The organism is Corynebacterium sp. HMSC064H12 (genome assembly GCF_001809925.1).
In the GTDB taxonomy this organism is placed as follows: Bacteria; Actinomycetota; Actinomycetes; order Mycobacteriales; family Mycobacteriaceae; genus Corynebacterium; species Corynebacterium jeikeium_D.
This window is the reverse complement of record NZ_KV799352.1, coordinates 35541-49598: the sequence shown is the minus strand read 5'-3', so window position 1 is coordinate 49598 and position 14058 is coordinate 35541. Positions and strand designations below refer to the sequence as shown.

The 14058-nt window shown below is 58.2% G+C and carries 8 protein-coding genes; 5 read left to right on the top strand and 3 right to left on the bottom strand.

What is annotated here, in order from left to right:
- Positions 1 to 44: 44 nt before the first annotated feature.
- The 3 genes from HMPREF2681_RS07910 (at position 45) to ftsY (ending at position 6557) form a co-directional block, all read left to right on the top strand.
- Positions 45 to 1367, top strand: coding sequence for an ammonium transporter (locus tag HMPREF2681_RS07910; RefSeq protein ID WP_070546692.1), 1323 nt, complete (start codon positions 45 to 47; stop codon positions 1365 to 1367).
- A gap of 88 nt (positions 1368 to 1455) precedes the next feature.
- Complete coding sequence (gene smc / locus HMPREF2681_RS07905) at positions 1456 to 4950, top strand: chromosome segregation protein SMC (RefSeq protein ID WP_049171541.1); 3495 nt, start codon at positions 1456 to 1458, stop codon at positions 4948 to 4950.
- 47 nt (positions 4951 to 4997) lie between these two features.
- A complete protein-coding gene (gene ftsY, locus HMPREF2681_RS07900) occupies positions 4998 to 6557 on the top strand; it encodes a signal recognition particle-docking protein FtsY (RefSeq protein WP_049171536.1) in 1560 nt (519 codons plus the stop codon).
- Between the two features lie 167 nt (positions 6558 to 6724).
- On the opposite strand, the gene HMPREF2681_RS07895 is transcribed toward ftsY, so the two are convergent.
- Positions 6725 to 7441: an intestinal mucin gene (locus HMPREF2681_RS07895; protein WP_070546691.1), complete on the bottom strand. Its 717-nt coding sequence runs from the start codon at positions 7439 to 7441 to the stop codon at positions 6725 to 6727.
- A gap of 478 nt (positions 7442 to 7919) precedes the next feature.
- Complete coding sequence (locus tag HMPREF2681_RS07890) at positions 7920 to 8807, bottom strand: collagen-like domain-containing protein (RefSeq protein WP_070546689.1); 888 nt, start codon at positions 8805 to 8807, stop codon at positions 7920 to 7922.
- A 605-nt stretch (positions 8808 to 9412) separates the two neighbouring features.
- On the opposite strand from HMPREF2681_RS07890, the gene ffh reads away from it, so the two are divergent.
- Entirely contained in the window at positions 9413 to 11026 is a 1614-nt protein-coding gene (gene ffh, locus HMPREF2681_RS07885; protein ID WP_049189530.1) for a signal recognition particle protein, read from the top strand.
- A 16-nt stretch (positions 11027 to 11042) separates the two neighbouring features.
- Here ffh and HMPREF2681_RS07880 read toward each other — a convergent pair whose 3' ends face one another.
- Positions 11043 to 13160 carry an acyltransferase family protein gene (locus HMPREF2681_RS07880; RefSeq protein WP_246822712.1) on the bottom strand — a complete coding sequence of 706 codons (2118 nt, stop codon included), beginning with the start codon at positions 13158 to 13160 and terminating at the stop codon, positions 11043 to 11045.
- 331 nt (positions 13161 to 13491) lie between these two features.
- On the opposite strand from HMPREF2681_RS07880, the gene rpsP reads away from it, so the two are divergent.
- Positions 13492 to 13974, top strand: a complete 483-nt coding sequence (rpsP, locus tag HMPREF2681_RS07875) for a 30S ribosomal protein S16 (protein WP_038628648.1) — start codon at positions 13492 to 13494, stop codon at positions 13972 to 13974.
- Positions 13975 to 14058: the final 84 nt, after the last annotated feature.

Below are 14058 nucleotides of genomic sequence, written 5' to 3'. Positions count from 1 at the left end.
GGATTAAGTTAATAACTACCTACTGACAGGCAGGGGAGGCACATATGACGCCTGAAGAAGTAATTGCACAGTCTGGAAACTCAGCGTGGATGCTGATTTCGGCTTCGTTGGTTTTGCTGATGACACCGGCGCTCGCGCTGTTCTATGGCGGCATGTCGCGACAGAAGTCGGTGCTCAACATGATGATGATGATGATGAGCTTTGGTGCTGTCGGCGTTGTCGGTGCCATTTACGTGCTGTGGGGCTGGTCGATGTCCTACGGATCGCAGTCGATCGGTGGTGTTTTTGCCAACCCATTCGAGTTCTTCGGTCTGCGTAACTCAATCACGGATGGCGACGGCAACTACATTGCGAGTGCGAACGGTTACCCAAACATCATCGACATTGGGTTCCAGCTCACGTTCTGCTCGATTTCTGTAGCGCTGATCTCTGGGGCGCTGGCCGAACGCGTGAAGTTCTCCACCTGGTTGATCTTCGTCGGCTTCTGGACGACGCTGGTGTACTTCCCAATGACCTTCATGGTCTGGGGCGGTGGCCTGCTGAGCCACTCGGCAGAGGGGCTGTCGGCAAAGCTGTTCGGTACCGCTGACGGTGAAGCATTGATCGCTCCAATTGACTTCGCTGGCGGTACGGTTGTGCACATTGCTGCTGGTACTGCCGCTTTGGTGCTGGCGATTATCGTCGGTAAGCGCAAGTCCATCGATGGCAGCCAGCATCGCCCGCACAATCTGCCACTCGTCATGCTGGGTGCTGCACTGCTGTGGTTCGGCTGGTTCGGCTTCAACGGCGGTTCGGCATTTGCGGCCGACGGTGTCGCTGGTCTGGCATGGCTGAATACGACGGTGGCAGCGTGCGTGGGTATGCTCGGCTGGATTTCACTCGAGCGTATTCGTGATGGGCATCCCACCTCGCTGGGCGCCGCTTCGGGTGTCATCGCAGGGCTTGTGACTATTACTCCGGCCGCAGGAGATATGAACCCAGTGACCTCAATCATTCTGGGCTATATCGGCGGTGCGCTGGGTTGCTGGGGAGTGGGCTTGAAGTACAAATTCAACTTCGATGACACCCTGGATGTGGTTGGTCTGCATCTGGTTGCAGCTATGTGGGGAACGATTGGTGTTGGCCTGCTGGCTAATGATCGCGGACTGCTTACCGGCGGTGGCATCGACGGCCTGAAGTTGTTTGCCATCCAGGTCATTATTGCTGTCGTCGCAGCGGTGTTCTCAGGCGTGCTGACGTACATCATTGCCCGAGTCCTGAAGGCAACCGTCGGTTGGCGTATCCACGGCGAGCAGGAGCATTCTGGTATCGACGTCGCTCAGCACGGTGAGTCGGCCTACGCGTCAACTAAGCAGGCAGTGGTGTAAACAACGCTGTGTAAACAATCTTGTGTAACAGGGTGCGTGCTTGGGGTAATTCAGCTCCAAACCGTAACTACGGGTAAGATATTGCCCCATGTATTTGAAATCGCTGACTCTGAAGGGCTTTAAATCCTTCGCTTCGGCGACGACGATGAAATTCGAGCCCGGCATCTGCGCAGTTGTCGGCCCGAATGGATCTGGTAAGTCGAATGTCGTCGATGCCCTCGCGTGGGTTATGGGTGAGCATTCCGCCAAGACCCTCCGTGGCGGCAAAATGGAAGATGTCATCTTCGCGGGAACCTCCGGGCGAAAGCCTTTGGGGCGCGCGGAGGTCACTCTTACCATCGACAATTCCGATGGGGCACTTCCCATTCAATATAAGGAAGTCTCTGTCACGCGTCGCATGTACCGCGACGGCGCAAGTGAGTACGAAATCAACGGTTCTCGCGTCCGCCTCATGGATGTCCAAGAGCTCCTCAGCGACACCGGCATTGGCCGCGAGATGCACATCATCGTCGGCCAGGGTCGGCTTTCGCAGATTCTGGAATCGCGGCCAGAGGAGCGTCGTGCGTTTATCGAAGAAGCCGCAGGCGTGCTCAAACACCGCCGTCGCAAGGAAAAGGCGCAGCGCAAGCTGCAGTCGATGCAGGCCAATCTCGACCGTCTGCAGGATCTGACAGGTGAGCTTTCCCGTCAGCTCAAACCGCTGAAGCGTCAGGCTGAGGCCGCCTCTCGCGCCCAGACTGTGCAGGCAGACCTGCGCGACGCCAAGTTGCGTTTGGCTGCCGCGGACTTCGTGGATTTGCAGGACAGCCTCAATGACATTGCTGGTCAAGCCAAGCTCATTGAGGAAAAGGTGGAGGCCGCCACGGAGCGAGCCGAGATTGCCGCTGAGCGCACTGCAGAACTCGAAGCCGAACTGGAGGACATCACTCCAGCTGCCGATGCTGCCCGAGATTTGTGGTTTCGTCTCTCCGCACTCGGTGAGCGTATCCAAGCGACGGCCCGCATCGCCGCCGATCGCGCGGCCGACCACTCCGTCGCTCCGTGGGTAGGCCCAGACCCGGACTTCCTGGAGCAGAGGGCCGACGACGCCGCCACCGAAGAAGCCACGCTCGCTGAGGCTGAGGCAGAGGCCCGCGAAAAACTGGAGGAAATCCGCGAAACGCTCTTCGACGCCGAGGAGACTTTCCGTGAAGCCGAAGCGGAGCACCTCGCGGCCGTTCGCGCAATCGCCGACCGTCGCGAAGGCGTGGTTCGTCTCATTTCCGCAGAAGAATCTCTGCGCACCCGCTTGGAAGCCGCCGAAGCCGAAGCTGCACGCCTTGCCGAGCAAACCAATGAGGCCGACGAACGCCGTGCCGATGCCACCGAAGCCGTGGAAAACGCCGCGCAGGAACTAGCCGAGGCCGAATTCGAAGGTCCCGAGCTGCAGAGTGCTTATGAACAGGCCAACCGAGAAGCAGAGCTGGCCTCTACACGGTTGAAAGAACTCCGCGCTGACGAGCGCGACCTCGAACGCAGTGTCTCAGGTCTGTCCGCCCGCATCGAAGCTCTGGAGACCGCCCGCACCGCCGCTGCCAACGACGGCACCGCGTGGCTACGTGAAAAACACGAACTCGGCGTTCTCTCTGAAGTCATCGATGTCGACGCTGGCTGGGAAAAAGCGCTCACTGCCGCCCTCGGCGCGGCCGCCGAAGCACTGGTCAGCGAGGGCAGTGGAGATTCGCTTATCGACGAGCTTGTGGCCACGGGCAAGGGCAGTGCCGTTGTTATCAATTCTGCGGATGCATCCGACTCTTGGCGCTTGGACATCACTCTGCCCGCACAGGCATCCTGGCTGCTCGATCATGTGACAGTGCCCGCGGAGCTTTCGGGTTCGTTGACCTCTCTGCTCGTTGACGTCGTGGCCTGCGACGACGAGCACGTCGCCCGTGAGCTGGTGACCCAGGATACTCGACTGCGCGTTGTTGACCGCGATGGTGTGCTGCGTGGCTCTGGTTGGGTAGCTGGCGGTGCTGGTGGCACTGCATCAGGTGTGGAAATCGCCGCCGACATTGCTAAGACTCGCGAAGAACTAGCAGAAGCACAGGTGCGTTTGAGTGACCTCGGTGGTGTGCTCTCCGGTGCACAGGCCGAAGAAGAGGACCGCCGCACGGACGCGGCGGCCGCCCGTGCTGCGCTGCGTGAACACCAGAGTCGTATGAAGGTCCTCACGGATGCCCGAACTCGGGCCACAGCGCAGCTGTCCGGCGTGGTGCATGATGCCGAACGCGCTGAGCAGCGCGGAGCCGAAGCCGCGGACCGAGTAACGAAGCTCCAGAAGGAGTTGGCGGTGGTCGCAGACCGCTTAGCTCGCGTTGACCGTGACCCCGAGGAGGGGGAACCGTCGACAAGCGAACGTGACCGTGCCTCGGAGGCGCTGACGGCTGTGCGCGCCATGGAAACAGAGGCGCGTCTGTCGCTGCGTACGGCAGAGGAGCGACTGTCGAGTGTACGAGGCAAGGCCGAGCGGCTCCGTCGCCAGGCTGCATCGGAGCGCGTAGCGAAGGCCCGCCATGAGCAGGCGCAGATGGCGAAGGTTGCCCAGCGCGAATTGGCAGAAGTTGTCGCGGAGCTGGCTGAGGATTTGCATGCGAAGGTCAACGTGTCGTTGGCGCGGGCAGAGGCCGATCGCGACGATGCCGAGGCGCAGAAGAAGACAGTGTCGCAGGCACTATCAGCGGCCCGGACGGAGGCAAATGCGGCGCAACGTGAGCTGGCACAGCTAACGGATTCCGCGCACCAGGGCGACATCGCCCGTGCGCAGGCGCAGGTCCGCGTGACCGAGGCTGCAGAGCGCATCGTCGACCAGTTGGGGCTGTCTGTCGATGACCTGCTCGCGGACTTTGCTCCTGATGAGAACTTCGACCGCGCAGCCGTGACGAAGCAGCTCAAACAGGCGGAGAAGGATCTGCGTGTGCTCGGCCGCGTCAACCCGTTGGCGCTGGAGGAGTATAAGGCGATGGAGGAGCGCTACTCTTTCCTATCCACGCAGCTCGATGATGTCCTCAAGGCCCGCCAGGACCTCACCGATGTTGTCGAGGAAGTCGATGCCACGATCCTGCAGCTCTTCACAGACGCGTGGAACGATGTCGAGGCAGAATTCCCCGCAGTCTTTCAAACGCTTTTCCCGGGCGGCGACGGACGACTGGTTCTCACCGAGCCGGACAACCTGCTCACGACAGGTATCGAGGTTGAAGCCCGCCCGCCGGGCAAAAAGGTTAAGCGGCTGTCGTTGCTCTCCGGCGGCGAGAAGTCGCTGACGGCGCTGGCAATGCTCGTCGCTATTTTCCGCGCGCGCCCGAGTCCCTTTTACGTACTCGACGAGGTGGAAGCCGCGCTTGACGACGTTAACCTGCGTCGCCTTATTGCGCTGCTCGAGGAACTCCGCGCGACCAGTCAGCTGATTGTCATTACGCACCAGAAGCCAACAATGGACGTTGCGAATGTGCTCTACGGCGTGACCATGCGGGGCGATGGTGTGACTCGAGTAATCTCGCAGCGAATGTCACCGGCATCCGCAACTCCGTCGACAGGAGCGGAGTAAGCGCGGAGTAAGTGAGGAAGAGTCGTTGATACTGCATAATGAGAGTTATGACTCCAACTCAGTGGATACTCCTTGTCGTCGCGATTGTCGTTATTATCGCGCTGCTCTTTGTTGTGGGCTATGTCCGCAGGAAGAACCAGCGCATTTCCTTTGCGAAGGAAGATACTAAGGAACTCACCCAGCAGGAGAAGTCTGGAAATTACCAGGCCACTAGTGGTTTTAACTTCGCTCCGGCCGGTGGTGGGACTGATACCCGCGAGAAGCAGCCGGTTGAAAAACCGATGCCGAAACCGGCGGAAAAGCCGATTGAAAAGCAGGCCCCGGAGCCAGAGGAAAAGCAGGCTGATATACCTGCCGATCAGCCGGACGGTTCACTGCTGAAACCAGAAGGTCGACTGGTTATTCCGGATAACCCCACCGAAATGGAGGGGGATTATGACCGCGTAATGCGGGAAATCCCAATCGATTTGCCAACGGCCGGGGAAGAGGAATCAGAGCCCGAGCCGGAACCACAACCAGAGCCCGAAGCAGAGCCTGAGGTAGAGGTAGTTCCTGCTCCTGAACCGGAGCTGGAGCCGGAGCCGACTCCCGAACCAGAACCGACGCCAGAGCCGGAGCCGGAAGCTGCGCCGGAGCCGACGCCAGAGCCAGAAGCAGAACAGCAGATTGACTCCATCGACCCGGCTGAGGGACGTCTGGGCCGCCTGCGCGGTCGTCTGTCACGGTCGCAGAATGCAATTGGCCAGTCTGTGCTCGGCATCTTGGGCGCGGGTGACCTTGATGAGGACGCGTGGGAAGAGGTTGAAGACATCCTGGTTATGGCTGACCTCGGTGCGGCTGCGACGCAGCGTGTCGTCGATAAGCTGCGCGAGCGTATTGCCAGCCAGAAGGTGAGCACGGAAGAGCAAGTGCGCGCCCTGCTGCGTGAGGTGTTGATTGAGGAGTGCAAGCCTGAGATGGACCGCTCCATCCGCGCACTTCCGCACGAGGGCAAGCCCGCAGTGATTCTGGTAGTCGGTGTCAACGGCACAGGTAAGACCACGACGACGGGCAAGCTGGCTCGTGTACTGGTCGCCGGTGGCCACCGTGTTGTTCTCGGCGCAGCGGATACCTTCCGTGCTGCTGCAGCCGACCAGCTGGAGACCTGGGGGCGACGCGTTGGCGCGGAGACCGTTCGCGGCGCTGAAGGCGCCGATCCTGCTTCTATTGCATTTGAGGCAGTTGCTCACGGTATCGAGTCCGGCGCTGATGTGGTGCTCATCGACACCGCCGGCCGCCTGCACACCAAGGTCGGTCTGATGGACCAACTGGACAAGATTAAGCGCGTGGTGGAGAAGAAGGCTCAGGTTGACGAAGTCATCCTGGTTTTGGACGCGACGGTTGGCCAAAATGGTCTACTGCAAGCTCGTACGTTCCGGGATGTAGTAGACATCACCGGCGTTGCCCTGACCAAGCTGGACGGTACCGCGAAGGGCGGCATTGTATTCCAGGTGCAAAACGAGCTCGGTGTGCCGGTGAAGTTGGTTGGCCTTGGTGAAGGTGCTGACCACCTGGCGCCGTTTGAGCCGGAGAGCTTCGTAGACGCACTGCTCGGCGGCCGCAAATAGTAACTAACATCGATGAGTGAATTTTCCATCGATTGGTGAGTACAGCGTCGCCCGTTGCCCCCGGCAAAAATAAAGGCCTCGGAGCCACCGCGTAGATTTCTGTAGAGGATACGCGGGGCTCCGGGGCCTTTAATGTTGAGGTGCTAGGAATCTAGCGGAGAGTTGTGCTAGGAATCCTTAGAATTCTTGCGTGCGAGGCGGGTAGCTGCCACGCCACCGACCAAGAGTGCAAGAGCGGCACCGCCGAGGGCAGTCGCCTGAACACCAGTGACTGCTAGACCAGTGTTCTTGGTCCCGGTTTTCTTACCGTAATTCTTAGGGTTGTCGGGCTTGTCGCCTGGATTTTCCTCCCCAGGATTCTCGTCCTCCCCGGGCTGTTCGTCACCTGGGTTTTCATCGTCGCCCGGAGTTTCGTCATCGGAGGTCGGACAGTAGCCGTAGACTCCGGTTGCCGGGTCAATCTTGCTCATATCACGCGGGGAACCGTCGGGGCACGTTGCGGTGTCGTCGACTCCCGGCGGAATTCCGTCATTTTCTGGGGCATCTTCATCAGGCTCCGGAGTTGGGCCGGAATCATCTGAAGTGCCACAAGCACCGTAAGCCCCGGTTGCCGGGTCAATCTTGCTCATGTCACGCGGGGAACCGTCGGGACAGGTCTGGGTGTCCTCAACGCCCGGTGGGATGCCATCGTTAGATGAACCTCCTGGATCCGGATTTGCAGCGTCATCTACACACTGGAAAGTACCGCCAACATTTTCAAAATGTTGACCGGCGGGGCATTCCGACGGGGCGGGGTCAGGAATCTGTGCGGTGGCGGCGCCAACGCCGATGAGCATGCCGGCTGAAGCGGCAGCGGCCACCATGGTCGAAGAGAGCTTCTTCATTTGGAAACCTCACAATGTCTATAGGAAAGCCCTGCAATCAAAGGACTTAAGGGGGAACACTGTTCACACTTTTGATTCTAATAACTAATTACAGTCTTTGGTGGTATGGGTTTGGGAAGGGGGGGGTAAAGAGAAATTGTTGACTTGTCCAAACCCCAGTAAGGGGAAGTGGGAACTTATATTTACAACGCTGAGTGTGTACACCCGTTGTGGGTAGGGCGTTTATAGAACCAGTCACTGTCGACTCGGTAGGGGGCTTTTCTGTCTTCGCTAGCGAAGCGTGGTACCTGATTGTGTCGGGTGGTGAAAGGTGGATGGGGCGTAGAGGTTCGGTAAAAAATCGGTGCCTGTGAGGTTTTATGCTTCGGGCTATAGGAGCTATGACTTTTCGGAGGTATGGCGCACAAAAATGCTCCCGATGCTAAATAGGCATCAGGAGCATTTTATGTTTCGTTACCGGGGTAGAACCCCAAGCTTCTTAGCGGTTCTTGCGGGCGATGCGGGTAGCGGCGACACCGCCGACAAGGAGAACCAGAGCGGCTCCGCCCAGGGTGGTGGCGTCAACGCCGGTGGCTGCCAGGCCAGTGCTCTGAGTCGAAGAAGCCTTCTTGGACTCCGAGGTATTCTGCTCAGACTTCTTGGAGTCCGAAACCTTCTTTACATTCTCGGAAGAGGTCGTCTTCTTGGACTCGGAAGCCTTCTTCTCGGCCTTTTCCTTGGCCTTCTTCTCTTCCTTCGTGCACTTGTTTTCGTTCTTGCACTCAGCAGAGATCTTGATGTCAACGTTTACCTTGACATCCTTGCCGTCCTTGCCCGGCTTGCCGTCCTTGCCTGGCTTACCGTCCTTGCCTGGCTTACCGTCCTTGCCGTCCTTGCCTGGCTTCTCGGTGTCCGGCTTGTCCGTGCCTGGCTTGTCAGTGTCCGGCTTCGCCTCGTCCTTGACGCAGACACCGAAGACATTCGGGTTGCCTGGAACTGGCTTGCTCATGTCGAAGTGCTCGCCCTCCGGGCACTGCTTATCAGAAATGCCTGGGTTTCCGGGGTCGCCCGGCTGGGACTCATTGTCGCCCGGTGTTTCGGGCTTAGGAGCTTCCTGGTCCGCGACGCACTGGAAGGTTCCGCCGACGTTCTCAAAGTGCTGGCCGTCTGGGCACTTGTCCGGCATTGGGGCCGGAATTCCGTCAGTGGAATCCTGCTCAGGCTGGTCTGCGACGCACTGGAAAGTGCCTCCGACGTTCTCAAAGTGCTGGCCGGCGGGGCACTCGGTCGGCATTGAGTCCGGAATCTGTGCAGTAGCGGTGCCTGCGCTTGCAATCATGCTGGCGGAGAAGGCAGCGGCGGCGATAGCCGTGGTGAACTTCTTCATGAAAACCTCTCAAGGAGTCAAACGGTCAGAGACCAATGAATATGATTTCGCCGTTCATCCCTCATCGTGCACGGCGGAAAATAAAACCAGGCCAACTGCGGTTAACTAGGTTCATGATTAACCATAAACTGGTTGATATATGAACGGTATTGGAGGTAGTTATAGGAATAACATCAGGTGCGCAGTGGCGTGCTTTGACCTGCTGCAATGCCGCCGGTTTGCTATTTGGCTTACACCATTCCGGGGGAGGTTCTTACTAAGGGTGGCCTTAGTAAAAGCTAGCCACCGGCGTTATCTTTCTGTTACCTAGCTGGTGGTAACTGGGTTGGATAAACGTTCTTTATGCAGTAGGGCATTCATATCTGGAGGCTCGTTTAATTGTCACGTTAAAATAACGAACAGTAATCTAACGTCCTTGAGTACAAAAGAGCTTCATCCTATTGCTATTTCTTACTTCCTATTGGTTACACCCGAATCGGGGCATTTAGGGTGGGTGGGCTGCAATCGTTGTCGATAGGCGAAGCTGTAGATATGTGCCAAATGGAGTATCCAGCGGGTACGGTAGAACAGTTAAGAAAAAACAAGGCAAAAGGGGAGCTGGAAACTTGTTTGAGTCTCTTTCCGATCGTTTGACGGGTGCCCTGCGGGGGCTGGGCGGGAAGGGCCGCCTGACTGAGGCGGATATTAACGCCACCGCCCGCGAGATTCGGCTGGCTCTTCTGGAAGCCGATGTCTCCCTCGAGGTTGTCCGTACCTTCATCAAGCGCATCAAGGAACGCGCTAACGAAATTATTGGCAGCCAGACTGTCAACCCGGCAAACCAGATTATTGAGGTCGTCAATGAGGAACTGATTAACATCCTCGGTGGCGAGACTCGACGGCTGAATATGTCGAAGCAGCCACCAACGGTTATCATGCTGGCCGGTCTGCAGGGCGCTGGTAAGACCACCTTGGCCGGTAAATTGGCCAGGTACCTCACGGATCAGGGGCACACCCCGGTCCTCGTCGCCTGTGACCTGCAGCGTCCGGGCGCGGTGCAGCAGCTGGAAATTGTCGCTGAGCGTGCAGGCGTGCCGTGCTTCGCACCGTTCCCGGGCACCAGCCTCGATTCCACCCATGAAATGGGCACCAGCGAGGACAATCCAGTTGACGCCGCGTTCCGTGGCCTCGCTTATGCTCGCCAGCATCGCCACGATGTGGTGATTATCGATACCGCAGGTCGCCTGGGTATCGATGAGGTTCTGATGAAGCAGGCCCGCGACATTCGCGATGCCATCAACCCGCATGAAGTTCTGTTTGTCATCGACTCCATGATTGGTCAGGACGCGGTAGAGACCGCCAAGGCCTTCCGAGACGGCGTTGACTTCACCGGCGTTGTACTGACCAAGCTCGATGGCGACGCGCGCGGTGGCGCTGCACTGTCTATCCGTGAGGTCACCGGTAAGCCGATTCTGTTCGCCTCCACGGGCGAGAAGTTGGAGGACTTTGACGTCTTCCACCCAGACCGTATGGCCAGCCGCATCCTGGGGATGGGTGACCTAAAGACGTTGGTTGAGGTCGCTTCCAAGGAAATCGATCATGAGCAGGCTGCCAAGTCCGCCCAGAAGATTGGTTCCGGCGAACTGACTCTTGAGGACTTCCTCGAGCAGATGATGATGGTCCGCAAGATGGGCCCAATCGGCAACATCCTCAAGATGCTCCCCGGCGGCGCGGAAATGTCCAAGGCCGCCGAGATGGTCGACGAAAAGCAGCTTGACCGCATCGAGGCGATTATCCGCGGTATGACTCCGGAAGAGCGCGAGAATCCGAAGATTCTGAATGCTTCACGACGTCGTCGTATCGCCAACGGTTCCGGTGTGTCCGTTTCAGAGGTTAACCAGCTCATCGAGCGTTTCAATGAGGCGCGGAAGATGATGGCGCAGATGGCCGGCCGATTTGGTATGGGCGGTGGTCGCCCATCGAACCGCAAGGCCAAGCGTGGTCGAAAGGGCAAGGGCAAGAATAAGCGCAAGGGCGCTAACCGTGGTCCAACGCCGCCGAAGGCAATGCGCGGTGGCGGAATGCCCGGTATGCCTGGAATGCCAGGTATGCAGGGCATACCGGGTATGCCTAGCATGGCTGAACTGCAGAAGCTGCAGAAGCAGATGGGTAATCAGCTGCCAGAAGGTATGGAGGACTTTGACCTCAACAATCTCGACTTCGGACAGGGCAAGAAGTAGCGGGGACTAGAAGTAGCTAGTCCCGCAGAGCCTTCTGAATCTGGCGGTCCATTTCAGGACTGAAAGTGGCCGCTAGTTCATCGGTGATGTGATTGCTGTCGCGGTAGACGTAGATATTGCCAATAACTTTACGGCAGGTGGTCGGACCGCAGAAGATGTCGGAGAAATCTAGACTGTGCCCGTTGGGGAAGTTCGCAAGAATCTCCTCAGCGGGATTTTCTGCATTTAGGGCAGTTTTGCGGTGGATAGTGCAGTCTTCTTCCGCTTCTTCGCATACGCTGGGGGAGAATTGGTCCAAGTCCTCCCGTAGCGCCCATGGGTTATCGCGGATGGCGAAGAAATCAATTCCGCGTTCTTGTAGAGCAGCGAAAAACGAAACGTAACCATCCGGTGTGTAGTCGCCGGGCTGCGGTGGGTCCGCCTGGAACAGGGGTCTGGTTGAAGTGGTGAAAACCATCTCTGGCTGAATCTCGTCAATTTTCTGCAGAGCCTCGAAAGTCCAGGCCACGCAGATATCGCCGACTCCGTGGATCGGTTCTAAGGTCGCTGGACAGCCTTGTCGGAGAAGAACCACCACTCGGTACCCGTTGTTTTTGCCGTAGGCATCAATCGGGGCAAACCAATGTTCCATGTGCGAGCCGCCGACGATGACAATCGAGTCACTAGCATCTGGATCACCGTAGACACACGGCTGGGTCTCATCGCGCCAACGGCGATTCGGCGGGAAGTATCCGACGTCCTCACCGCCTGTCGCAAGGCAGCCATCGAGGGCAGGTTCCGGCCAAAGGTCCGTGATGAAATCGGTATTCGGCTTTGTGGCTGCCTTGGGGACCTCGTACCCGTCGGTAAGCGCGAGTGCACCTGGATAGACCTCTGGATCTAGGCTGGTGGCGGAGGCGCGATCGACGCGCACCTGTTGCACGTTGACAAGGCTGGACATGCCGACCAACGCAATGACGACAACAGTGCCGACTGCCGCTAGACGACGAGCCGGGCGACGATGCTTCATTGCGTGGATTGCATCGCCGACGACGGGCTGAGTCCGGGTCGGTCGGCGAGTCGATTGAGCCAGCGGCAGCTCGACATACTTGTTGGTGAGTTTGGCCAAAATAAAGGAAACGACGATCACTGCGGTGCCAAGCTTCAGCCCCGGAGTATCGCGGTTGAGGTAGTTTATGGCCAGGATGAGAAGAGGCCAGTGCCACAGGTAGAGCGCGTAGGCGCTCTGGCCTACTTCGCGCATTGGGCGGCTGGCCAGGAACTTGGAGATCCAGCCCGCCTCAGGGCCGGCGATAATAATCAGCGCAGCACCACCGAGGGGCCATAGGGTCCAAGGGCCTGGGAACTGTGCGGCGCCGTCGAAGATGAAACCGGTGGAGACTACCAGTGCGAGGCCGATGCTGGCTAACAGCACTCGAAGTGGCTTGGGCATGGGGATGGATCCCCGGACAAGAATCAGTCCGAGTAGTGCGCCGAGGCAGAGTTCCCAGAGGCGGCTGACAGTGGAGTAGTAGTTCCACCCCTGGTTCTCGGAGTGCATATAGAAGGCATAGGCAATCGAGCCGAGAGTGATAACTGCCAGCAACGGAGTGAGGATTCGGCGGAGTTTACCGCCGGTAGCGTCGGTGCGCTTCGCCTCCACCGGTGAGGTAACCGCGCCGACAATCTGGGGTGAGCGCGTCATCCAGGCGAGTAGGGAGATGAGCAAAATGGAGCCGAGATAAAACTGGCCCTGTACCGACATTGACCACAGGTGCTGCAGTGGGGAGGTTTCGCTCTCTGCGGCTGCGTAGTCCGAGCCCTGGAGTACCAGTTCATAATTTTGGTAGTAGAGCAGGCTGGCGCGGAGTTGCTGGGCAATGTCGATCGTGCGAAGCGATGGAATGAAGTAAATGACAAACAGGGTTGTCGCAAAGAGGACCAGCACTAGTGTCGGGATTAGGCGACGCAGCGTGCGCCAGATGCTCCACCATGGATTGATGGACTGCCGGGGATTGATGGCATTGCGGTACTGCGCGCCGAAGAAGAAAAACCCGGAGAGCAAGAGGAATACGTCCACACCACCGGAAACGCGGCCGACGTAAACATGGAAAAGGACTACGAGGGCAATCGAAATGCCCCGTAGTCCGTCCAAGTCATACCTATATTGGGTGCCGGTGGTTTTCATAGAATGTTACGTTACCGCACTGTCAACGACGTTCAGCTTTAGTGGGTATGCAGCGTTTCGAGTGCGCAGTTTTGTTAATTTCCAAAAACTGCTGGTAACATACCTCGAGTTGTCTCAATGAGAATCCTCAACTGAGGCACGACTGCGAATTCATCGGATCCGGCCACGGCCGCCCGGTGGTCACGCGCAGTGTAAATATCCCAAGGGCAAAACCGGTCCGAGGTACTTCGTTAGTAATTACTCGTGAGCTCGGATGCATAAGTATTGTCCAGTGACATAGAAGAAAGAGGAACTCCTCATGGCAGTCAAGATTAAGCTGCAGCGCCTGGGTAAGATTCGTACTGCTCAGTACCGCGTCGTCGTTGCTGATGCTCGTACCCGTCGCAACGGTGCGGTCATTGAGAACCTGGGCATCTACCAGCCGAAGGAAGAGCCGTCGATCATCAAGATTGACTCCGAGCGCGTTCAGTACTGGCTGGGCGTCGGTGCACAGCCGACCGAGCCGGTTCTGGCTCTGCTGAAGGTCACCGGCGACTGGCAGAAGTTCAAGGGTCTCGAGGGTGCAGAGGGCACTCTGAAGGTTGCTGAGCCGAAGCCGACCAAGCTCGAGCTGTTCAACAAGGCTCTGGAAGAGGCCAACAATGGCCCGTCCGCTGAGGCCATCACCGCTAAGCGCCGCGAGGCCAAGGAAGCAGCTAAGGCTGCTAAGGAAGCTGAGGAGGCCGCAAAGGCTGCCGAGGCTGAGGCTGCTGAGTCCGAGGCTTCCGAGGACGCCGAGTAATAAGGACGCTGAGTACGCCGCTTAGCTAATCCGGGCGCTACCTTATACTTCAAGACGAAGTGTTGGGTGGCGCCTTTTTGCTTT